This window comes from Caulobacter sp. DWP3-1-3b2, assembly GCF_049896325.1.
Lineage (GTDB): Bacteria > Pseudomonadota > Alphaproteobacteria > Caulobacterales > Caulobacteraceae > Caulobacter.
In genome coordinates this window covers 55,914-77,586 of record NZ_JAFCUB010000016.1, presented here as the reverse complement: position 1 = coordinate 77,586, position 21,673 = coordinate 55,914, and the positions used below count along the sequence as shown (strand labels likewise).

Genomic DNA, 21,673 nt, shown 5'->3' with positions numbered 1-21,673 from the left:
CGTCTCCTGTCTTGAGGAGGACGTGGCCGACCCACGCTCCTCTTCAGACAGGAGAACCCTGCTGCTCATCTTCCCCGAACGAACACCCATCCCGCGCTAGCGGGTTAGTACTTTGGCGCTGAGTTGAAGCAACCTTCACCGCTTCACGGAGTCTGAAGTGTGAGAAATCTCGAATTTGTGGCGCAGCGTGCTGCCAAATATCGTTCGCCGTTCCCTGCGGCGGCGGGTTTCGTCCGACTTTTAACCCTAATCGGTCGGTGGAAGCGGACGCTAGCGCAGATGCGAAAAATCCGGCTGCTAGGCCGGATTTTGCTCTGTAGCCAGAGGTGGCTCCGCGGGTAGGATTCGAACCTACGACCAGCCGGTTAACAGCCGGCTGCTCTACCACTGAGCTACCGCGGAACAGGTCGCCTCAGGAAGAGGCCGGGTGATAGCCGCCCGTTTAACTCGGTGCAAGCGCATTCGGACAAAAAAACAGCCCGACTTGCGTCGAGCTGTTGAAAGTCAGTGATGGTGGGGTGTCTTCAAGGAAGACCAGCCGAAATTGGGCTTTTATGGTTAATCAGACCTTAATTTGACCCGCGACCAAAAGGCTTTACCGGGGCTTCATCAGGCCGACCGGGATGGCCTTGGCCGCCACCGCGACATCGACCTTGGCGGCCGTGTCGCGCGATGAGGCGCCCAGGGTAAAGGTGTAGTTACCGGCCGCCACGGACCAGCCGTGGGCCTTGGAGTCCCAGGTCGCCAGCAGGCGCGGATCGACCGCAAGGGTGACGCTTGTTGTGGCGCCAGGAGCCAGATCGACCTTGCTGAAGGCGGCCAGGCGCTGCGGCGCTTCCCAGCCTCCCGCCTTGGGCGAGACATAAACCTGCGGCACGGCCTTGCCCGCCCGGGGGCCGGTGTTCTTGACGTCGAAGCTGACGGTCACGACGCCGTCCTTGCTGGTGGCCTTGAGGTTGTCATAGGCGAAGCTGGTGTAGGACAGGCCGTGGCCGAAGGCGAACAGCGGCTGGTGGCCCTGCTTGTCGAACCATTTGTAGCCGACCGCCGCGCCCTCGATCGTGTAGTCGACCGGGAAGCTGTCGTCGGGCTTCTTGGGATCACCGTCCAGCACGGGGCGCGGCAATTGCGCCAGCGCCGCTGGGAAGGTGACGGGCAGCCGGCCCGAAGCGTCCACTTCGCCGGTCAGGACGCGGGCGATGGCCTCGCCGCCCGCCGAGCCGGGATACCAAGCCTCGACCACGCCGCCCACCTTGGGCAGCCACGGCATCAGGACCGGGCCGCCGGTCTCCAGCACCACCACGGTCCTGGTGTTGGCCGAGGCCACCGCGTCGATCAGGGCGTCCTGATTGTTCTCCAGGGTCAGCGGGCTGTCGAACGACTCGCCGTTCCATTGGGTGGCGAACACCAGGACGACGTCGCTGTCGGCCGCCAGCTTCGCGGCGGCGGCCAGATCCTTGCCGTCGGCATAGCGGATCTCGGCGCCGGGCAAGCGCGCCTTCAGGCCCTTGAGGGGCGAGGAGGGGAAATAGATCATCGGGCCGGGCCAACTGGCTGGACCTTCGCCCGTCACCGCGCGGCCGCCGATCGGATAGACCTGCGACGAGCCACCGCCCGATAGGACACCCACATCGGCGTGGCCGCCGATCACCGCGATCTTCTTGGCCGAAGCCGCGAGCGGCAGCAGGCCCTTGTCGTTCTTCAGCAGGACGATGCCTTCCTCGGCGTCGGCCTGGGTAACCTTGGCGTGCGCCGCGTAGTCGATGGCGGCGATCTTGACCGGCTTTTCGACCACGCCGCTGGCGAACAGGCCGCGCAGGATACGACGGGCCATGTCGTCGAGGCGGGCCTGGGAGACCTCGCCCTTGGTCAAGGCGTCTTTCAGCGGGCCCTGGAAGAAGTTCTGCTTGTCGAAGGCCTGGCCGGCGGATTCCTGGTCGAGGCCGGCGTTGATCGCCTTGGCGCTGGAATGCACCGCGCCCCAGTCGGACATCACGTAGTTCTTGAAGCCCCAGTCTTGCTTGAGCACCTTGTTGAGTAGGAAATCATTCTCGCAGGCGTAGTCGCCGTTGAGGCGGTTGTACGAGCACATCACCGAATGTGGGTCGGCGTCCTCGATGGCGAACTGGAAGGCCAGCAGGTCGGAGGTCCGGGCGTCGGCCTCGCCGATCTTGGAGTCCAACACGAAGCGTCCGGTTTCTTGGCCATTCACGGCGTAGTGCTTGATCGTCGAGACGATGGCGTTGGACTGGATGCCCTTGATCTGGGCCCCGACCATGCGGCCGGCCAATAACGGGTCCTCGCCGCCATATTCGAAATTGCGGCCGTTGCGCGGCTCGCGAACCAGGTTGACCCCGCCGGCCAGCATGACGTTGAAGCCGGAATCCCGCGCTTCCGAGCCGATCATCGCGCCGCCCTTGAAGGCCAGGTCGGGGTTCCAGGTGGCGGTGGTGGCCATGCCGGATGGCAGGGCTGTGCGTTCGCGCTTCTTGGGCTCGCCGCCCTGGGTGGCCACGCCGACGCCGGCGTCGGTCTGGAACTGGGCCGGAACGCCAAGACGCGCGATCCCCGGCACATAGCCGGCCGAGCCAGGCAGGGCTTGGGGCACGCGGGTGTATTTGGGCGCCATTTCCGAGCCGAAGAATCCGAAGATGATGGTCATCTTCTCGTCTTGGGTCATGGCCTTCAACGCCAGGTCGGCGCGGGCGTCGGGGTCGAGGCTCGCATCCAACCACGGCTGCGTGGCCGGGTAGGCGGCGGCGGTCTGAGCCTGCGCGGCTTGCGACACGGCGGCGATGGACACGCCTAGCATCAAGGCCAGGGCCAGGCCCTGCACGGATTGTCGGTTCATAGTACCTCCCACATCATTCTTGGCGTCGGCGAACGCTCGCCGACGCATTCTGGCGTTTGGCTCTAGCCGGCCCGAGCGGGGCCGGTGGATTCGCGGATGACCAGACTATGCTGGGTCAGGATTGTCGCCGCCGATTTGCCCAGCGCCTCGTTGGCGTTCCAGGACGAGAAGGCGGTGATGGCCCGGCGAGTCATCTGGTCGAAGGGTTGGCGAATGGTCGTCAGGGACGGCCAGATGGCCGCGGCGATTGGCGCATCATCGAAGCCGACCACCGACAGTTCGTCGGGCAGTTTCAGACCGCGACGCTGGGCTTCCATGCAGGTCGCTGCGGCCATGTCGTCATTGGCCGCGAAGATGGCGGTAGGCGGATCGGCCATGTCTAACAGGGCCTGGGCCCCGATCAGACCGCCTTTGAAGGTGAAATCGCCAGGCACGATCAGCGCGGGGTCGGGTCGCGGCTTGCCGGCGGCGGCGTAGGCTTCGTTGAAGCCGTTGCGGCGCAGGGTGCTGGCGGCGTGGTCCGGGTGGCCGGCGATGTGGCCAATCCGCGTGTGGCCCAGGCTGAACAGATGCTCGACCACCTCGCGGGCCGCAGCGCGATCGTCCATGACGATGCCGGGCGACTGCGAATCGGGGCTGGTTGGCGAGATCAGCACGCAGCGCACGTCGTGCTCGCGCAGCAGGGTCTTGAGCGGCGCGAAATCGCATTCCGGCGGCAGCAGAACCATCTCTCGAATGCCGCCTTCGGTGACGAAGGCGCGAATCCGGTCTTCCCAGCGCGCCATGTCGCCCTCGACCAACTCGGCCGTCAGGTGGCGGCCGTTCTCGAGGCAGGCGACCATCAGGGCGTGATGGACGCGGGTCTGATAGCCGCCGCTGGGGTCGCCCATCAGGATGCCGACCGCCGGAGCGGTCTGCGAGCGCAGCGTGCGCGCCACGGCGTTCGGCTGATAATTCAAGGCTTGCATGGCGTTGCGGACTCGTTCGCGAGTCTTTGTGGTGACGCTCTCGTGGTCGTTCATGACCCGCGAGACCGTCTTGGGCGACACTCCCGCCTGAAGCGCCACATCGTGGATCGTCGCCATTACGTCGTCGCACCTAGGGTTCAAATTTCTCGGCGTCGCGCCTGATGACTGGAACCGCTACCGCTTGCCAGCAAGGAACCCATAGCCCAACCCGACAACGATGTCATGCCTGAGGACATTATTTGTCTGTAATAGACATTCAGTTAGACATTTATGGACACTGCGAGACATTTCATAACGGCGATTTCTCGCGCAGCGGGGGAAAGCAACCACATGGTCGGGGCCGGGCATGGCTTGGTGGCCTGCCAAACGCCGACTCTCAAGCCTTCGCGGTATAAGGTCGGTCCATCCCTATCAGGGTGAATTAATAAGTATAATCAGAGGTTTGTGGGCTGTATCTGGGGGTGAGGTTTGCGTCGGGCGGCCAGTAAATACCATTGCATCGCACGTTTCCACGCTCTTCCTCACAAAATGACAACGTTGACATTCCAGTTGACACGGAGCGGACATTTGCCGATCTTGCTCTGCGGCTGGGGAGGGCGTGAGCCAGCGTGTGCGTCTCGAGACGCAGGGGTCGCCTACAGATTTCGCCTGAACGCAGGACCTTCCGGGCAGGCCGGATGTCCTGAGCACCAGGCGAATTGATTGCAGCCCTCGTCGAAACCGGCGGGGGTCAAGAACGGCCATAAAAACGTTTGGGGAGCGAAGATCTTGTCCAATCCAACCCACAAGTCCGTCTTGGCGCGGGGCATGACCCTGACGCTGCTGGCGGGCGCATCGACCATGGCGCTGGCCACCAGCGCCTGGGCCCAGGCGGCGCCGGACGCGTCCGGCCAGGTCGAGGAAATCGTCGTCACCGGCATCCGCGGCTCGCAGATGCGCTCGGTCGATGTCAAGCGGCGCGAAGCCTCGATCGTCGACGCCATCTCATCGGAAGACATCGGCAAGCTGCCAGACGTCACCATCGCCGACTCGCTGCAGCGGATCCCGGGCATCCAGATCAGACGCGACGCAGGCGAAGGCGCCACGGTCAACATCCGCGGTCTGGCCCAGGTCATCACCCTGCTGAACGGCGAACAGTATCTCAGCGCCGGCAACATGGGCTCGGCCCAGCCAAACCTGCTCGACGTGCCCTCGCAACTGATGAACCAGGTGCTGGTCTACAAGTCGACCGATCCGAAGAACGCCCTGTCGGGCATCACCGGCACCATCGACCTGCGCACCCGTCGTCCGTTCCAGATGCAGGAAGGCTTCCAGATCGCCGGCGGCCTCGAAGGCCAGACCGGCGAACGCACCAAGGAAAACGACTACGTCGCCAATGCCCTGGTCAGCTGGCGCAACGACCGCGTCGGCATCCTGGCCTCGGTGGCCGGCAGCGAGTCGAACCTGGGCAACAACTATTCCGGTGTTGTCGGCATGTCCGGCAACAACGACTGGGGTGGCGGCGCGGCCAACAACTTCGTCTCGCCGCACGGCTTCGAAAGCTTCAACCGCGTGAACGAGCGCAAGCGCCTGGGCGTCAATGTCTCGTTCGAGGCCGACTTGGGCGAAGGCTTCACCCTGGTGGCCGAGGGCTTCTACGCCAAGCTCGACGAATACAACCGCGCTGCGGGCATCAACATCTCCAACCGTTGGGACGGCGGAGCCTTCGGCGTCTGGACCCAGCCCACGGTCTCGGAGGCCACCGGCCAGAAGAGCACCGGCAATGGCCGCCCGTGGGTGGCTGTCGATGAGTACGACATCGACGCCTGGTGGGTGAACACCTTTTCGGTCAACCGCACCACCAAGTCGACGACCAAGAACTACAACCTCGAACTGAAATACGACAACGGCGGCAAGTTCACGAGCGAGGTGCGGGCCATCCGCGCCAACGGCAACCGCCTCAGCATGAACGGCCAGGCCCAGGGCGACCTGAGCAACTGGCAGTACGCGCCGGGCCGCTTCAACCTGTTCCGCGACCCCGCCGACCGCACCCGAGGTCCGTTCTATCCGTCGTCGATCTGTTCGCAGTATCCGGCTTCGCAGCGCAGCAACGCGGTCGTCGGCAGTGCCGGCGGCTGTTATCTGAACCCCAACCCGCAAGGTTACGGCGCCAATCCGCAGCTGCACTACAATATCAGCGGCGACAAGGCGATCTGGAGCGGCTTCGACAAGCCGCTGGTCGGCGGTCTGGGCGCCGGAAAGACGCTCAAGGACTACATGGCCAACAAGGACAGCTACGCGATCGCGGCGTTCTCCTCGGAAGGCAATAACGAAGTCGACTCGGACATGAACGTGTTCCGCGCCGAGGGTCACTACAAGTTCGATAATAACTTCCTGGGCTTCATCACCAAGATCGACGCCGGGGTTCGCCAGAGCGACCGGTCCGTTAACGTCGAGTCGTTCCACCTGTTCTCGCCGTTCTACGGCGGCTCGCCGGGCGCGGTGCAACTGAACGGCCAACCGGTTCCGGCCGCCGGCTGTTTCGCCCAGTGGAAGGCTATCGACGTCGTCATGAGCCAGGACCAGTGCCAGGCGGGGGAAGTCGTCTCCAACCCCGCCTACAATTCGACCCTGCCGCTCGGGACCGGGCCTTCAAACTGCACCGCGCCCCCGGGCCCTGGCGCCAACGATCGCAAGAACACCCCAACCTGCTTCCAGGGCTATACGGTCAACCGGCCGACCAAGATCGACGCCCACAACAACGTCATCTTCCTCACCGACCTGGGTGGCGTCACCCAGGGCATGCCGGGTTTCTGGGTCGTCGATCCGCATGACTTCGACGATGTGGCTTCGTTCCAGAAGAAGGTGTTCGGCGCGGCGGTCCGCTATCAAATCCCCGGCGCGACCTATGACGTGACCCTGAAGGAGCAGAGCGCCTACGGCGTGATGAACTTCGCGGCCGGCAAGCTGTCGGGTAACCTTGGCCTGCATGTCATCCAGACGCACTTCCTGGTGAAGCAGAACCTGACGGGCGCCACCCAGAACTACGGCGACACCAATCTGGACGTCGGCGACACGGTCTCCACCCGCAAATATACCGACTGGCTGCCGTCGCTGAACGCCGTCTATGACTTCGACGACCACCTGAAGTTCCGCTTCGCCTACAGCAAGACCATGCAACCGCTGGATCTGGGCAATTACGGCGGCGGTCTCAGCATCTCCACCGCCGACTGCGGCACCAAGCCCGGCCGTTGCGTGACCGGCGCCAGCTCCTCGGGCAACCCGAACCTGGATCCGTGGCGCTCGACCAACTTCGACGGCGCGGTCGAGTACTATTTCGGCAGCGCCTCGATGGTGAACCTGTCGGCCTTCAAGCTGAAGATCGACAGCTTCGTAACCGGCGGCACCACCACCGGCACCTTCAAGGACGAGGACGGCACCCCGCGCACCGTCAATGTCAGCCAGCCCATCCAGGGCGACGGCGGCTCGGTGAAGGGCGTCGAAGTCGGCACCAAGCTGGCGTTGAGCGACCTGCTGGCCGGCGGCGGCTTCTTCTCCAACTTCGGCGTCGACGCTAACTACACCTACTCGCCCAGCTCGGAATCACGGCTTGGTCTCGATGGCAAGAAACTGCCGTTCACCGATAACTCAAAACAGCAGTACAACCTGATCGGCTGGTACCAGGACGACAAGTTCCAGGCCCGCGTGGCCTACAACTATCGTACTGACCGGTTGTCCACAGTGGCTGGAAGCTCCGGCGACAACCTGCCGATCTTCCAGAAGGCCACGGGCTATGTCGACGTCAATGTCAGTTACAATGTTCGTGACAATGTCGTGGTCTACGCCAACGGCTCAAACGTGACCGGAGAGATTGAGAACTACTACGTGAAGTTCGCGGAAGGTAAGACTCAGTACTTCAGCCAGAACGAGTTCGAAGCCCGATACACCCTCGGCGTGCGCGCGAAGTTCTAGCGCCTCCACCCCTCCCTGCGGGCCGCCGTGACCCCTGTCACGGCGGCTTCTTTTTTCGCGCGGGGGCGATAGCATGGACCACAAGACGGGCGCGCTCGACGCCCGCGACACGGAAGCCGAAGTGCTTCGAGCGTTTGGGGACTGAGCATGGCGCATGACCGTATCCGCGAGATCGTCATCGTTGGCGGCGGTACGGCCGGCTGGATGGCGGCCGCCAGTTTGAAGCATCACTTCGGAAACGCGCCGATCAACATCACCCTGATCGAGTCCTCGCAGATCGGCACGATCGGCGTGGGCGAGGCCACGATCCCGACCATCCGCCGCTTCTACCAGGCGCTGGGCCTGTCCGACATCGACGTGCTCCGCGCCACCGGCGGCACCTGCAAGCTGGGAATCCGCTTCAACGACTGGCTGCGGCCCGGCTCATGCTTCATCCACCCCTTTGGCCTGTACGGCCAAGACCTCAAGGGCGTCGCCTTTCACCACTACTGGATGCGGCTGCGGGCCAATGGTGAGGATGTTCCTCTGGCCGACTATTCGCTGGGCGCCAGCCTGGCGGCGGGCGGCAAGTTTGTCACCCCGTCGCGCAACCCGCCCTCGTCGCTGTCGGTCTTCGACTGGGCGCTGCATTTCGACGCCAGCCTGTTCGCCAAGCTGATGCGCCAGGTCGCCGAGCGGGCCGGTGTGCGCCGCCTCGACGCCAGGATCACCGACGTCAACCTGCGCGGCGAGGACGGCTTCATCGAGTCCGTTACGCTCGACAGCGGCGGGCGCGTCGCGGGCGACCTGTTCATCGACTGCTCGGGCTTCCGCGGCCTGCTGATCGAGGAGGCGCTGCACACTGGTTATGAGGACTGGAGCGAGTGGCTAATGTGCGACTCCGCCCTGGCCGTGCAGAGCGAAGGGAAGGGCGCTCCGCCGCCCTACACCGACGTCACTGCCCGCCCGGCCGGCTGGCAATGGCGCATTCCGCTGCAGCATCGCTACGGCAATGGCTATGTCTATTCCAGCCGCCATACGAGCGACGAGGATGCCAAGGCCGTGCTGGTGGGCTCCCTCGACGAGCGCCTGTTACACGAGCCTCGCAAGATCGGCTTCCATCCCGGCCGCAGGCTGAAGGCCTGGAACAAGAACTGCATCGCCCTGGGCCTGGCATCGGGCTTTCTCGAGCCTCTCGAGAGCACCAGCATCGCCCTGATCGAGACGGGCATCGAGAAGATCAAGCAGTTGTTCCCCAACCGCGACTTCAACCCGCTGGTGATCGACGAGTTCAACGCGATGTCGCGGCTGGAGATGGAGCGCGTCCGCGACTTCATCATCCTGCACTACAAGGCCAACCAGAGGACGGACGACCCGACCGGATTCTGGCGACACTGCCGCGAGATGAGCGTGCCCGACACGCTCCAGAAGAAGATCGACCTGTGGCGCGCCCAGGGACACTTCATCCGCTATCGCTGGGAGATGTTCTCGCAACCCAGCTGGCTGGCGATCTATGATGGGTTCGAAATGCTGCCGGAAACCTACGACGTCAGCGTCGATGGGCTGGACGTGCGGCAGCTGTCGGCCGCCCTGACCGAGATGCGAAAATCGGTGCGCGAGACCGTCGACGCTTCACCGACTCACGGCGATTTCATCGAACAGTATGCCCGGCCTCAGGCCGTCGCGGCCGAGTAAGGAAACGACCTGATGGCTCATCTGAACAAGATCGTGATCGTCGGCGGCGGTTCGGCTGGGTGGATCTGCGCGGCCATGCTCAGCCACTATTTCCAGAACGGCCCCACCGAAGTCGAGCTGATCGAATCCGAGGAGATCGGCACGATCGGGGTGGGCGAATCGACCATCCCGCCGTTCCTGCAGCTGATCCGAACCTTGGGCATCGACGAGCAGGACTTCATCCAGAAGACCCAAGCCGCCTTCAAGCTGGCCATCCGCTTCGAGAACTGGCGCCAGAAGGGCGAAACCTACTACCACCCGTTCGGCCAGATCGGCGGACCGCTGGAGGTCAATGAGTTCTACCAGTGCTGGCTTCGCGCCAAGCAGAACGGCCATCCGTCGGCGCTGCAGGACTTCGCGCCCGCCACGGTGATGGCCGACACGGGAAAGTTCATGCTGCCGGCCAAGGCCCAGCGCACGATGATCGCCAACGCCAACTACGCCCTGCACATCGACGCCAAGTTGGTGGCCCAGTATCTGCGCGACTTCGCCGAGACGCGCGGCGTCAAGCGGACGGAAGGCATCGTCACCAATGTGGCCACCCGCGCCGACGGTGGCATCGAGAAAGTGATCCTGAAGGACGGCCGCGAGGTGGCGGGCGACTTCTTCATCGATTGCTCGGGCTTCCGCTCCTTGCTGGTCGGCAAGACCCTGGACGAGCCTTTCCGCGACTGGTCCGACCTGCTGCTGTGCGACCGCGCGATTGCGTTGCAGACCGAGAATGTCGGCGCGCCCCATCCCTACACCCTGGCCCAGGCCCAGGACTTCGGCTGGCGCTGGCGCATTCCGCTGCAGCATCGCTCAGGCAACGGCTACGTGTTCTGCAGCAAATATCTCAGCGACGACGAAGCCACCGCCGTGTTGATGAGCCAGGTCCAAGGCGAGGTGGTGCTCGGCCCCAATGTCATCCCGTTCAAGACCGGCATGCGCCAGAGGCCCTGGGTCAAGAACTGCGTCGCCATCGGCCTGGCCGCCGGCTTCATCGAGCCGCTGGAATCCACCGCCCTGCATTTGATCTACAAGGGCATGGACTATCTGCTGCGGTTCATGCCGGACATGGACGCCGACCCCATCCTGGCGGCCGAGTACAATCGCCGGATCACCGCCGACTACGAGGAGATCCGCGACTTCGTCGTGCTGCACTATTCGGTGACCGCCCGCGATGACACGCCGTTCTGGCGCGCCTGCCAGGCGGTCGAACTGCCTGAAAGCCTGAAGACGCGGATCGCCCTGTTCAAGGCCAGCGCCGCGCTGCGCGACGGGGTTGACGACATGTTCCGCGCCCCCAGCTGGCAGTCGGTGATGGAGGGCATGGGCATCCGGCCCCAACGCTACCAGCAGTTGGTCGATCGCATTCCGCTGGGCGTGATCATGAACCTGATGGACAAGTCAGCGCCCATGTTGGCCGAGTTCGTCGCCACGCTGCCCAGCCACCAGGACTTCCTGAGCCAGCACTGCCCGGCCGAGCCGTTCAGGCGGTCGGCCTGACCCTTTTGTTGCGCGGGCGGAGAAGACCAGGTTTACCGCCAGGCCTTGGCCTGGGTGACTACCGCGGGGTCGGCCAGCAGGGTGTCGAGCGGCCGACCCGCCAGGGTGCAACTGGCCGTGCGTGTTACGCCGCGGCCGCCGGTGACATCGCAACGCAGGGATTGAGCGAAGGCGGCCGACATCAGCTTTTCGCGATCGTCGGTCATCAGCGCGATGGACGACGAAATCCGCAGCGGGATCCACTGGTCGGGCGTCGGGCCCTGGGCGACGCACAGGGTACGGCCGTCGAGAACATGCATCACCGGGCCAGTGACCGTCTGGCCGACAGACGGCGTGGGGCCACGGCAGGTCTGGGCCATGGCGGGGGCGGCGATCATCAGCGCCACGCTCGCCAGCGCCGTTCCACCCAGTACTACCCAGCCCTTGGCCATGTTAGGATTTTCCAATGGGTTAGTTCAACACGGCCACCGCTCACCTGTTCCCGGCGGATCCCCTCAAGAAAGCGGACGTTGGCGAGTGATGCCCATCGGCCACACATGCATGAGGCCCGGTCGCCTGCGTCGGCTCACGGACGGCGAACGGGCGCTAAGCGCCCAGGTGTTTGGTCGCGCGCTGGACAGCACGCGCGTGCGGCTCTGGGCGATGCCGCTGTGGAGCCGCGCCTTCGCCGCCAGCGGCCGGTTGATGGCTTGGCCGGCGCGAGGCGCGCGGCCGGATTTCACCGCTTCCGACGTCTCCGTCCGCGACCAGGCGCTTTTCGTCCATGAGCTGGTGCATGTCTGGCAGGCGCAGCACGGTCTCAACCTGCTGATCGCCAAGCTGCGGGCCGGGGACGGGCCGGCCGCCTACGCCTACGACCTGACCGGCGAACCGGTCTTCACGGCCCTGAACCTCGAGCAGCAGGCCATGGTCGTCGAGGACGCCTTTAAGCGCGCGCACGGCCTCGACGCGCCCCATGCAGCCTCCGCCTATGCCGTCGTGTTAGAGACTGTGCTTCCGAACCTGGCGAGTCGCCTGGCTCGGACCATGGACGCGTGACGGGAGAACTCCGCTGGCGACGGTGAAGCGTACGGGCTCGAAGAAGACCCTGACGACGGCCAATCTGGCCGCCTTGGGCGCCGAGCGGCTGGCCGATCTGCTGATCGATGTCGCCGAAGGTCATGCCCAGATCAAGCGCCGGCTTCGTCTGGAGCTGGCGGGCGAGGTGGGGGCAGGGGACCTGGCGGCAGAGCTGGCCAAGCGCATCGAGTCCGTCGCCGATAGCCGCGCCCGCATCCACTGGCGCAAGCACAAGGAGTTCGTCCGCGAGCTGGACATGGTGCGGGCGATGATTGCCGGTCGGTTGACCGAACTCGACGCCGCCCTGGCCTTGTCGATGATGCTGCGCTTCCTGGACCTGGCCGACTGGGTGTTCCAACGCACCGCCGACGCCAAGGGCGAGGTCGATGCGGTGTTTGATCTGGCCGTCGAGGATGTGGCGAGCATCTCTGCCGTGGCCATGCCAGATCCGCGCCTGCTGACCGACCAGCTCTATGATCTGTTGGTCTCGGGCCGCGCCGGCCTGGCGCCGCGCGTGCTGAAGAACGCCCTGCCGGCCATGGGCCAGGACGCCATCGCCATTCTGCGGGCCCGGATCCAGACGGCCATGGCCTCGCAGAAGCGGGTCAGCGGCACATTCAAGGCTGCGGTTCAGGTCCTGTCCGACGCCTTGGGCGACGTCGATGGCTACATCGCCCAATTCACCGACTCCCAGGCCGTGCTGCCGCCCATCGGGGCCCAGATCGCCCGCCGGCTGATGGCGGCGGGGCGGCTGGACGAGGCGATCGCGGCGCTCGACCGCGCGACGCCCGGCTCGTTCGCCCAACTGATCGGCACGGTGTTGGGACGACCCAGCCTGCCTGGACCCGGGGCGCTCGAATGGGAAGAGACCTATATCGACGTGCTGGAGGCGCGCGGGCAGGGCGACCTGGCTCAGGACATGCGCTGGGCCGGCTTCGAGCGCGGCCTGTCGGTCGAGCGGCTGCGAGACTATCTCAAGCGCCTGCCCGATTTCGACGACGTCGAGGCCGAGGACAAGGCCCTGGCCCATGCGGAAGACTTTCACGACCTGCACGCGGCGCTCGATTTCCTGATCCGTTGGCCGGCCTGGGATCGCGCCGCGCGCCTGGTGCTGCGCCGCGCCTCGGAGCTGGACGGCGATCGGCCCGAATTGCTGGAACCAGCCGCCCGCGCCATCGAGGGCCGCCACCCCCTGGCCGCCACCTTGCTGCTGCGCGCCCTGATTCTTGATACCGCCCGCTACGCCCGCGTCGCCCGCTACAAGGACGCCCAGCATCAGATGCTGGAAATCGCCTCCCTGGTCCCGGCCATCGCCGACTGGAGCGATCACGAGGACGCCGAGGCCTTCGCGGCCCGCGTGGTGGGCTATCGGCGCTGGTAGATCTCGGCGCTTCCTTCGGGAAAAGCCCCGATTGCCTAGACCCGAGCGGGGGACCTATAAGCGGGCTTGAAAATCCAGCCCTTTGAGGGATTCCATGAGCTCCGATTTCGCCGCCGCGCGCCTCAACATGGTCGAAAGCCAGATCCGCGTGGCCGATGTCACCGATCTGCCGCTGCAGGACGCCCTGCGCGTCGTGGCGCGCGAGGCCTGCGTGCCGGCCGGCAAGGGCCATCTGGCCTATGCCGACGCCGATGTTGAGTACGCTCCCGGCCGCTGGCTGCTGCGCCCGCGTGACCTCGGCAAGCTGTTGCAGAACCTGCGTCCCCGTGAAGGCGACAAGGCCCTGTGCATCGCCGCGCCCTATGCGGCCGCCGTGCTGGAAAAGATGGGCCTGACCGTCACCCGACTCGACGGCGACGACCTGACCGCCGTGCCCGGCGCCGGCTATGACCTGATCATCTGCGAAGGCGCAGTGCCGCGCGCGCCAGCCAGCTGGACCCAGGCCCTGGCGGTCGGCGGCCGTCTAGGCGTGGTCGAGCGCGACGGGCCGGTGGGTCGGGCGATGATCTATGTTCATGCCGAGGATGGCGTCGGTCGCCGGGCGGTGTTCGATTCCACCCCGCCGATGCTGGCCGGCTTCGCGGTGGAACCCGGTTTCGCCTTCTAGCAACACGCCCAAGAGACATCCGCGCAACGTCTGCGTGAAAAAAGCTTAACTAGCGGCCGCTGGCGTCGCGTCTTACAGCCGATCATATAGGGTGCGGTCGCGCCGTGTGTCTGGGGATGAACTTGATGTCGAATAGCCGTCGGGCCGTTTTGTTGGCCGCCGCTTGCAGCATAGGGCTGGTGACGGGCCTCGTCTCGGTCGCTTTCCCGTCGACAGTCATGGCCGAGACCCTGACCGACGCCCTGGCCCTGGCCTATCAGACCAACCCCACGCTTCAGGCTCAGCGCGCCAACCAGCGCGCCGCCGACGAAGGCGTGGTCCAGGCCAAGACGGCTTTCCGTCCCGCGCTCAGCGCCTCGGCCGATGTCAGCGGCCAACGCACCGAACTGGCCAATCCGGGCACGACGGCCACCTTCGTCAATGGCGCGATGGTCAACGTCCCCAATCGTGACAACCGCACGATCAATACCAGCAGCGCTGGCCTTTCACTGGCCCAACCGCTTTATAGCGGCGGCCGAGCCACCGCCAACCTGACCGCCGCCCAGGCCGACGTCCTGGCCGGCCGCGAAGATCTGCGCAGTGTCGAGCAATCGGTGCTGGGCAATGTCATCCAGAGCTATGTCGATGTTCGTCGTGATCAGGAACGCCTGCGCATCGCCAACGAGAACGTCGCGGTCCTGAGCCGCCAGCTCGAGGAGTCCGACGCCCGTTTCGAGGTCGGCGAGATCACCCGGACCGACGTCGCCCAGTCGCAAGCCCGCCTGGCCGCCGCTCGCGCCAGCCAGTCCTCGGCCCAGGCGATCCTGGCCGCCAGCCGCGCGGCCTACGCCGCCGTGGTCGGCCAGAACCCGACCGACCTGGCGCCCGAGCCGTCGCTGGCCGCCCTCCTGCCGACGTCCGTCGAGCAGGCCTTCGACTCGATCGACCAGTTCAACCCGCAAGTCCAGGCAGCCCGCTACGCCGAACAAGCCGCCGCCGCCCGGGTCGCCGTCGCCAGGTCCGCCTATCGCCCGACCGTCTCGGCCCGCGCCGGCCTGGGCTGGGACGCCCAAAACCTCAATGGCGCGGGGAGCCAGTTCGGCGACTATGGCCGCGCCCTGACCGGCTCTATTACTGCATCGGTGCCGCTGTTCACCGGCGGTCTGAACGGCTCGCACGTGCGCGCCGCCACCGAGCGCGAGAACGCCGCCCGCATCGCCGTGGAGGGCGCAAAGCGCTCGGCCCTGCAACAGGTCTCCACCGCCTGGAACAACCTGCTGGCCTCGCGGTCCAATCTGGTCTCCAACGAGGAGCAGGTGCGCGCCACGCGGATCGCTTTCGAGGGCGTGCGCCAGGAGCAGCAGGTCGGCCTGCGCACCACGCTGGACGTGCTGAACGCCCAGCTGGAACTGGCCAATGCCGAGGTCTCCCTAGTCGTCGCCCGACGCGACGAATATGTCGCGAGCGCCAGCGTCCTGCAGGCCATGGGCGTGCTGAATCTCGCCAACCTGGCGCCGGCCGTCGAGCGCTACGACCCGGTCAAGTCCTACGACAAGGTCAACCATGCCTTCGGTTGGGTGCCGTGGGAGCCAGTGATCCAGGCCATCGATCACGTTGGCGCGCCCTCGACCGCCGTCAAGGCCCAGCCCAAGACCGCGTCCAAGTAGGACGAATTGGCGCGGCCCCAATCCTTGAGCTTGCTTAAGCCGCGCAAGTCTGCACCATCGCTGCGAGCGCCTGCCTGGGCGCTCACAGGATTCGTACCCCTTCGAGACGGCCCGCACATGTCTGACCAGACCTCTCAAGAACCGACGATGGAGGAGATCCTCGCCTCCATCCGGCGCATCATCTCGGAAGATGACGCGCCGGCGGAGCCCGAGGCCGCCGCCGCCCCGCCCGCGCCTGAACCCGCGCCGCTGGCCGAGATCGAGCCTGAAGACGACGTGCTCGACCTGACCGATCCGATCGATCCGTCCGTGCCGCTGGAGTCGGTGGGCGATATCGACGTCTATTCGCCGGAACCCGCGCCTGAACCCGCGCCGCCGCCGCCGCCGGCTCCGGAAACCAGCTTTCCGTCGGGATTCTCGCGCGACGAAGTCGCCGAGAACCTGGTCGGCGACCACGCCTCGAACCTGGCCGCCAGCGCCTTCGGCAGCCTGACCTCGGCCCTGCTGATGCCCAAGGACGGCCGCACCCTCGAGGACGTGGTCCGCGAGTTGATGAAGCCGCTGCTGAAGGAATGGCTGGACCAGAACCTGCCGCGCATCGTCGAGACCAAGGTGGAAGAAGAAGTCCACCGCATCGCTCGCGGTCGCGGCGTATAATCCGCCGTCATCCGTCGCTCGCGCGGCGGTGACGGCCCGGAATTTGGAAGGCGGTCGCTCCGGCGACCGCCTTTTTCCGTCCCAAAATCCCTGTTGAACCAAGGCCCACGGTTTCGCCGAGCGGCCGCAGATGGCATACCCGCAGCGCCATGCTTGAAAAGACCTTCGATCCCAAATCCATCGAGCCCCGCCTGTACGCCGCCTGGGAGGCCTCCGGCGCCTTCAAGCCGAGCGAGGACCCGAACGCCGAGTCGTTCACCATCGTCATCCCGCCGCCCAACGTCACGGGCTCGCTGCACATCGGCCACGCGCTGAACAACACGCTGCAGGACGTGCTGACGCGCTTCCACCGGATGCGCGGCAAATCGGCCCTGTGGCTGCCGGGCACCGACCATGCGGGCATCGCCACCCAGATGGTCGTCGAGCGCCAACTGGCCGCCGCCGGCAATGTCGGCCGGCGCGAGATGGGCCGCGAGGCCTTCGTCGAGAAGATCTGGGAATGGAAGGCCGAGAGCGGCGGCGAGATCGTCAACCAGCTGCGCCGCCTGGGCGCCAGCTGCGACTGGTCGCGCGAACGCTTCACCTTGGACGAGGGTCTGTCGGCCGCCGTCCGCAAGGTGTTCGTCCAGCTCTACAAGCAGAATCTGCTGTATCGCGACAAGCGCCTGGTCAACTGGGACCCGCAGTTCCAGACCGCCATCTCCGACCTTGAGGTCGAACAGAAGGAGGTCGACGGCGCCTATTGGCACTTCGCCTATCGGCTGGCCGACGGCGTCACCTACCAGCACCCGGTCGCCTTCGACGAGGACGGCAAGTCCACGGAATTCGAGACCCGCGACTTCATCGTCGTGGCCACAACGCGTCCCGAGACGATGCTGGGCGACACCGCCGTGGCCGTCCATCCCTCGGACGAACGCTACAAGGACCTGGTCGGTAAGGACGTGGTCCTGCCGATCATCGGCCGCCGCATCCCGATCGTCGCCGACGACTATGCCGACCCGACCAAGGGCTCGGGCGCGGTCAAGATCACGCCCGCCCACGACTTCAACGACTTCCAGGTCGGCAAGCGCCACGGCTTGGCTTTCATCGACGTTTTCGATGAGCGTGGATCAACGCTCGCCCGCCCGAAGCGGTGGGTAGTTGAAAATGGAAAGTTTGAGCCCAGCGCACCCCTGCATGAGCTGCCGGCTGAACTGCGAAACCTCGATCGTTTCAACGCTAGGAAAGCGATAGTTGCGATCTCTGAAAATGAAGGTTGGCTGCGGGAGATTGAAAAAATCCGCCATGCGGTGCCACATGGCGACCGTTCCGGAGTGGTGGTCGAGCCTCGCCTGACGGATCAATGGTACGTCGATGCGCACACGCTTGCGCAGCCGGCGATCAAGGCGGTGGAAGAGGGCGCAACGGTCTTCGAGCCGAAGAATTGGGAAAAGACCTACTTCGAGTGGCTGCGAAACATCGAACCTTGGTGCGTCAGCAGGCAGCTATGGTGGGGGCACCGCATCCCAGTTTGGTATGGGCCGCGCGTTGTCGAACGAACTGAAACCACTATGAAGTTGGAGCATCTCACGCCTCATATGTTCGTGGCTGAGACTGCCGAAGAGGCTCTCGCAGAGGCACGAGACTACTATGGCGATGAGAGAGTAAGCATCCCAGAATCTGGCTTGGGAAGTTCTGAGTCTGGCGGAAATATAGTTGTCTTGAAGCAAGACGAAGACGTCCTTGACACCTGGTTCAGCTCTGCGCTGTGGCCGTTCTCGACCCTGGGCTGGCCGGACAAGACCGCCGACCTCGCCAAGTTCTATCCGACCAACACCCTGGTCACCGGCTTCGACATCATCTTCTTCTGGGTGGCCCGGATGATGATGATGGGTCTGCACTTCATGGGCGAAGTCCCGTTCAAGCAGGTGTTCATCAACGCCCTCGTCCGCGACGAAAAGGGCGCCAAGATGAGCAAGTCCAAGGGCAATGTGATGGATCCGCTGATCCTGATCGACGAGCTGGGCTGCGACGCGGTGCGCTTCACCATGACGGCGATGTCGGGCCAGGCGCGCGATATCAAGCTCAGCAAGCAGCGCATCGAGGGCTATCGCAACTTCGGCACCAAGCTGTGGAACGCCTCACGCTTCGCCCAGATGAACGAGTGCGTCCGCGTGGAGGGTTTCGACCCGTCCACGGTGAAGCAACCGATCAACAAGTGGATTCGCGGCGAGACGGTCAAGACCGTCACCGAGGTGACGCGGGCCCTGGAGGCGCCGGCCTTCAGCGACGCGGCCGACGCGCTCTACAAGTTCATCTGGAACGTGTTCTGCGACTGGTATGTCGAGCTGGCCAAGCCGATCCTCAATGGCGACGACGCCGAGGCCAAGGCGGAGACGCGCGCCACTGCCGCCTGGGCGCTGGATGTGATCCTCAAGCTCCTGCACCCCGTGATGCCGTTCATCACCGAGGAGCTGTGGGACAAGACCGCCGAATTCGGCGCGCCCCGCACGGGCATGCTGATTGTCGAGAAATGGCCGGAGCTGCCGGACAGCTGGATCGACGCCGACGCCGAGGCTGAGATCGGCTGGCTGGTCGATGCGGTCGGCGAGATTCGATCCCTGCGCAAGGAGGTCAATTTGCCGGCCGGCGCCAAGCCGCCGCTGACGGTGATCGGCGCCAATGCCGAGACCAAGGCTCGTTTGGTCCGGCACCGCGATCTGTTGCTGACCCTGGCCCGCCTGGACAGCGCCCGCGAAGCCGAAGCGCCGCCCGCCGGCGCCGTACCCTTCGTGCTGGGTGAGGCGACGGGGGCCCTGGCCATCGCCGAGTTTATCGACCTGACCGCCGAGAAGGCTCGCCTGGCCAAGGAGATCGCCGGCCATGTCGGCGAGATCGAGAAGACGGCCAGGAAGCTGGGCAATCCCGACTTCCTGGCGCGGGCCAAGGAAGAGGTGGTGGCCGAGAACCGCGAGCGCCTGGCTGACGCGGAAGCCGCCAAGGCCAAGCTGGAAGCGGCCCTGGCGCGGTTGGTGGCGGTGGGGTAAGGGGCCTGACGAATGACGCACACACCAAAACGGTGGCCGTCGCGGACCAGGCCTTGGGAGCGCTCGCCATCGGCGCCTTCCCGCTCGGCGCGACGGCCATCGGCGCGCTGGCGATCGGGGCTTTGGCCGTGGGCCGTCTGCGGATTTTGGAGGCGCGGATTGACGCCCTGTCGGCCGGAACGCTGGCGATGGCTCACCTGAACGTTCTCTCCTAACCGAGATGTCCTAAGTCCTCCCCCTATGGGGGATGTGTCGGCGAAGCCGGCGACCTACGATCAGATGTTCTACAACTCCCCCCACCGATCGCTGCGCGACCACCTCCCTCACAGGGGGAGGACCTGGCGGCTCCCCCTCCGTCACTTTGCCTAACTAACCATTGTTCCCTTACGTTCGAACAGACGTTTGCATCGGGCCTCGGCCTGTGCTTTCTCGCGAGAGAAACGCGCTCGTCCAACGAGGCGCGACCACACACCGGGAGAGTAAACATGACCCAGGCCGCGCCCGCGCCCACCCCCGCCGCCATCCCCTGGCCCGCCATGTCGGTCAAGCAGGCCTATGCCATGATCACCGCGCCGGGCACGGCCGGTGAGATGGAGGAGATCGACATCCGGGGTGTGATGACCCGGGTCTGGAAGAACTGCCCGCCGACCCTGCGCGACACCCTGCTGGCGGGCCGCACGCACGGCGAGAAGATCTTCCTGGTTCACGAGGACGAGCGGGTCAGTTTCGAGGCCTTCTATCGGGCCGTGACGGTGTTCGCCGCCGAGCTGGAAGCCTCGGGCGTCAAGAAGGGCGACAGGATCGCCCTGATCATGCGCAACCTGCCCGAATGGCCGGTGGCCTTCTATGCCGGCCTAAGCCTCGGCGCGATCATGACGCCGCTGAACGCCTGGTGGACCGGGCAGGAGCTGGAATACGGTCTGATCGACAGCGGCGCCTCGGTGGCGGTGATGGACGTCGAGCGCTTCGAGCGCCTGACCGAGCACCTGCACAATTGCCCCGCCTTGACGCTGGTCTATGTCAGCCGCTCGAAGGAAGAAATCGCCCATCCCTACGTCAAGCGGATGGAGAAGGTGATCGGCGCCCCCAACGACTGGATCACGCTGGACGAAAAGCCGCTGTCGACCGTGTCGCTCGGTCCCGAAGACGACGCGACGATCTTTTACACCTCGGGCACGACCGGAAAACCGAAGGGCGCCCTGGGCACCCACCGCAACGTCAACAGCAATATTTTCGCAGCAGCCGCCGCCGGAGCCCGCAGCTTCCTGCGTCGCGGCGAGGCCCCGCCCCAGCCTGATCCCAGCCTGCCGCAGAAGGGGTCGCTGATCTCGGTGCCGTTCTTCCACGCGACCGGCTGTTTCGCGGTGATGAACCCCTCGCTGTTCGCCGGCGCCAAGCTGGCTATGATCCGCAAGTGGGATCCCGACAAGGCCATGCAGCTGATCCAGGACGAGAAACTAACCCAGATGGGCGGCGTGCCGACCATCGCCTGGCAGATCATCGAGCATCCGCGTCGCGGCGAGTACGACCTGTCCTCGCTAGAGACGGTGGCCTATGGCGGCGCGCCCTCGGCCCCGGAACTGGTGCGGAAGATCAAGGAAATCTGGCCGAAATCCTCGCCCGGCAATGGCTGGGGCATGACCGAGACCTCGGCCACAGCCACCAGCAATTCGAGCGAGGACTACGAAAACCGTCCAGACAGCTGCGGCCCGGCCGTGCCGGTCACCGACCTGAAGATCATGACCGTCGAGGCGCCGCATCGCGAACTGCCGGTCGGCGAGGTCGGCGAGCTGTGGTGCAAGGGCCCCCAGGTGGTGAAGGGCTATTGGAACAAGCCGGAAGCCACCGCCCAGACCTTCGTGGAGGGCTGGGTCAAGACCGGCGACCTGGCGCGGCTCGACGAGGAAGGCTTCTGCTACATCGTCGATCGGGCCAAGGACATGCTGATCCGGGGCGGCGAGAACATCTACTGCATCGAGGTCGAGAACCTCCTTTATGAGCACCCCGCAGTCATGGACGCCGCCCTGGTCGGCATCGAGCACAAGACCCTGGGCGAGGAGCCGGCCGCCGTCGTGACCCTGAAGCCGGGCGCGGAGGCTAGCGAGGCCGAGCTTCGCGCCTTCGTCGCCGACCGCCTGGCCGCCTTCAAGGTGCCGGTGAAGATCGTTTTCTGGCACGAGACCCTGCCGCGCAACGCCAACGGCAAGATCATGAAGAACGAGCTGAAGAAGGTGTTCGTCGAGGGGTAGGCGCGGGCCTGAAGGTC

At 65.3% G+C, this 21,673-nt stretch carries 14 protein-coding genes and 1 tRNA gene; 11 read left to right on the top strand and 4 right to left on the bottom strand.

The window, feature by feature from the left end; genetic code table 11:
- Window positions 1-327 precede the first annotated feature (327 nt).
- The 3 genes from ACP7AG_RS12245 to ACP7AG_RS12235 all read right to left on the bottom strand — a co-directional run bounded on the left by ACP7AG_RS12245 (window position 328) and on the right by ACP7AG_RS12235 (window position 3,936).
- Window positions 328-402, bottom strand: a tRNA-Asn gene (locus ACP7AG_RS12245).
- Window positions 403-595: 193 nt separating this feature from the next.
- Window positions 596-2,851, bottom strand: coding sequence for a glycoside hydrolase family 3 C-terminal domain-containing protein (locus tag ACP7AG_RS12240; RefSeq protein WP_426031069.1), 2,256 nt, complete (start codon window positions 2,849-2,851; stop codon window positions 596-598).
- Window positions 2,852-2,913: 62 nt separating this feature from the next.
- Window positions 2,914-3,936: a LacI family DNA-binding transcriptional regulator gene (locus tag ACP7AG_RS12235; RefSeq protein ID WP_426031067.1), complete on the bottom strand. Its 1,023-nt coding sequence runs from the start codon at window positions 3,934-3,936 to the stop codon at window positions 2,914-2,916.
- A 690-nt stretch (window positions 3,937-4,626) separates the two neighbouring features.
- Here ACP7AG_RS12235 and ACP7AG_RS12230 point away from each other — a divergent pair.
- The 3 genes from ACP7AG_RS12230 to ACP7AG_RS12220 all read left to right on the top strand — a co-directional run bounded on the left by ACP7AG_RS12230 (window position 4,627) and on the right by ACP7AG_RS12220 (window position 10,971).
- Window positions 4,627-7,770: a TonB-dependent receptor gene (locus ACP7AG_RS12230; protein ID WP_426031075.1), complete on the top strand. Its 3,144-nt coding sequence runs from the start codon at window positions 4,627-4,629 to the stop codon at window positions 7,768-7,770.
- Window positions 7,771-7,917: 147 nt separating this feature from the next.
- Window positions 7,918-9,444 carry a tryptophan halogenase family protein gene (locus ACP7AG_RS12225; protein WP_426031065.1) on the top strand — a complete coding sequence of 509 codons (1,527 nt, stop codon included), beginning with the start codon at window positions 7,918-7,920 and terminating at the stop codon, window positions 9,442-9,444.
- Window positions 9,445-9,456: 12 nt separating this feature from the next.
- Entirely contained in the window at window positions 9,457-10,971 is a 1,515-nt protein-coding gene (locus ACP7AG_RS12220; protein ID WP_426031063.1) for a tryptophan halogenase family protein, read from the top strand.
- Window positions 10,972-11,003: 32 nt separating this feature from the next.
- On the opposite strand, the gene ACP7AG_RS12215 is transcribed toward ACP7AG_RS12220, so the two are convergent.
- Window positions 11,004-11,402 carry a hypothetical protein gene (locus tag ACP7AG_RS12215; RefSeq protein WP_426031061.1) on the bottom strand — a complete coding sequence of 133 codons (399 nt, stop codon included), beginning with the start codon at window positions 11,400-11,402 and terminating at the stop codon, window positions 11,004-11,006.
- A 109-nt stretch (window positions 11,403-11,511) separates the two neighbouring features.
- Here ACP7AG_RS12215 and ACP7AG_RS12210 point away from each other — a divergent pair, with 109 nt between their 5' ends.
- The 8 genes from ACP7AG_RS12210 (at window position 11,512) to ACP7AG_RS12175 (ending at window position 21,656) form a co-directional block, all read left to right on the top strand.
- Window positions 11,512-12,009 carry a hypothetical protein gene (locus tag ACP7AG_RS12210; RefSeq protein WP_426011615.1) on the top strand — a complete coding sequence of 166 codons (498 nt, stop codon included), beginning with the start codon at window positions 11,512-11,514 and terminating at the stop codon, window positions 12,007-12,009.
- A gap of 22 nt (window positions 12,010-12,031) precedes the next feature.
- A complete protein-coding gene (locus ACP7AG_RS12205) occupies window positions 12,032-13,411 on the top strand; it encodes a DUF6880 family protein (RefSeq protein WP_426031059.1) in 1,380 nt (459 codons plus the stop codon).
- 94 nt (window positions 13,412-13,505) lie between these two features.
- On the top strand, window positions 13,506-14,078 hold the full coding sequence (locus ACP7AG_RS12200) for a protein-L-isoaspartate O-methyltransferase family protein (RefSeq protein ID WP_426031057.1): 573 nt from the start codon (window positions 13,506-13,508) through the stop codon (window positions 14,076-14,078).
- A 125-nt stretch (window positions 14,079-14,203) separates the two neighbouring features.
- Window positions 14,204-15,724: a TolC family outer membrane protein gene (locus ACP7AG_RS12195; protein ID WP_426031055.1), complete on the top strand. Its 1,521-nt coding sequence runs from the start codon at window positions 14,204-14,206 to the stop codon at window positions 15,722-15,724.
- A gap of 117 nt (window positions 15,725-15,841) precedes the next feature.
- Window positions 15,842-16,381 (top strand): DUF2497 domain-containing protein, encoded by a 540-nt coding sequence (locus ACP7AG_RS12190; protein ID WP_426011611.1) that lies wholly within the window; start codon window positions 15,842-15,844, stop codon window positions 16,379-16,381.
- A gap of 149 nt (window positions 16,382-16,530) precedes the next feature.
- Window positions 16,531-19,407: a valine--tRNA ligase gene (locus ACP7AG_RS12185; RefSeq protein WP_426031053.1), complete on the top strand. Its 2,877-nt coding sequence runs from the start codon at window positions 16,531-16,533 to the stop codon at window positions 19,405-19,407.
- A gap of 53 nt (window positions 19,408-19,460) precedes the next feature.
- Window positions 19,461-19,622, top strand: a complete 162-nt coding sequence (locus tag ACP7AG_RS12180; protein ID WP_426031051.1) for a hypothetical protein — start codon at window positions 19,461-19,463, stop codon at window positions 19,620-19,622.
- A gap of 270 nt (window positions 19,623-19,892) precedes the next feature.
- Window positions 19,893-21,656, top strand: coding sequence for a class I adenylate-forming enzyme family protein (locus ACP7AG_RS12175; RefSeq protein WP_426011607.1), 1,764 nt, complete (start codon window positions 19,893-19,895; stop codon window positions 21,654-21,656).
- Window positions 21,657-21,673 lie beyond the last annotated feature (17 nt).

What these genes read in the sequence shown, in the direction of transcription:
- ACP7AG_RS12240 (WP_426031069.1), bottom strand. Translation starts at nt 2,851, where the DNA reads ATGAACCGACAATCCGTGCAGGGCCTGGCCCTGGCCTTGATGCTAGGC.
- ACP7AG_RS12185 (WP_426031053.1), top strand. Translation starts at nt 16,531, where the DNA reads ATGCTTGAAAAGACCTTCGATCCCAAATCCATCGAGCCCCGCCTGTAC.
- ACP7AG_RS12210 (WP_426011615.1), top strand. Translation starts at nt 11,512, where the DNA reads ATGAGGCCCGGTCGCCTGCGTCGGCTCACGGACGGCGAACGGGCGCTA.
- ACP7AG_RS12225 (WP_426031065.1), top strand. Translation starts at nt 7,918, where the DNA reads ATGGCGCATGACCGTATCCGCGAGATCGTCATCGTTGGCGGCGGTACG.
- ACP7AG_RS12220 (WP_426031063.1), top strand. Translation starts at nt 9,457, where the DNA reads ATGGCTCATCTGAACAAGATCGTGATCGTCGGCGGCGGTTCGGCTGGG.
- ACP7AG_RS12190 (WP_426011611.1), top strand. Translation starts at nt 15,842, where the DNA reads ATGTCTGACCAGACCTCTCAAGAACCGACGATGGAGGAGATCCTCGCC.
- ACP7AG_RS12215 (WP_426031061.1), bottom strand. Translation starts at nt 11,402, where the DNA reads ATGGCCAAGGGCTGGGTAGTACTGGGTGGAACGGCGCTGGCGAGCGTG.
- ACP7AG_RS12200 (WP_426031057.1), top strand. Translation starts at nt 13,506, where the DNA reads ATGAGCTCCGATTTCGCCGCCGCGCGCCTCAACATGGTCGAAAGCCAG.
- ACP7AG_RS12175 (WP_426011607.1), top strand. Translation starts at nt 19,893, where the DNA reads ATGACCCAGGCCGCGCCCGCGCCCACCCCCGCCGCCATCCCCTGGCCC.
- ACP7AG_RS12235 (WP_426031067.1), bottom strand. Translation starts at nt 3,936, where the DNA reads ATGGCGACGATCCACGATGTGGCGCTTCAGGCGGGAGTGTCGCCCAAG.
- ACP7AG_RS12195 (WP_426031055.1), top strand. Translation starts at nt 14,204, where the DNA reads ATGTCGAATAGCCGTCGGGCCGTTTTGTTGGCCGCCGCTTGCAGCATA.
- ACP7AG_RS12230 (WP_426031075.1), top strand. Translation starts at nt 4,627, where the DNA reads ATGACCCTGACGCTGCTGGCGGGCGCATCGACCATGGCGCTGGCCACC.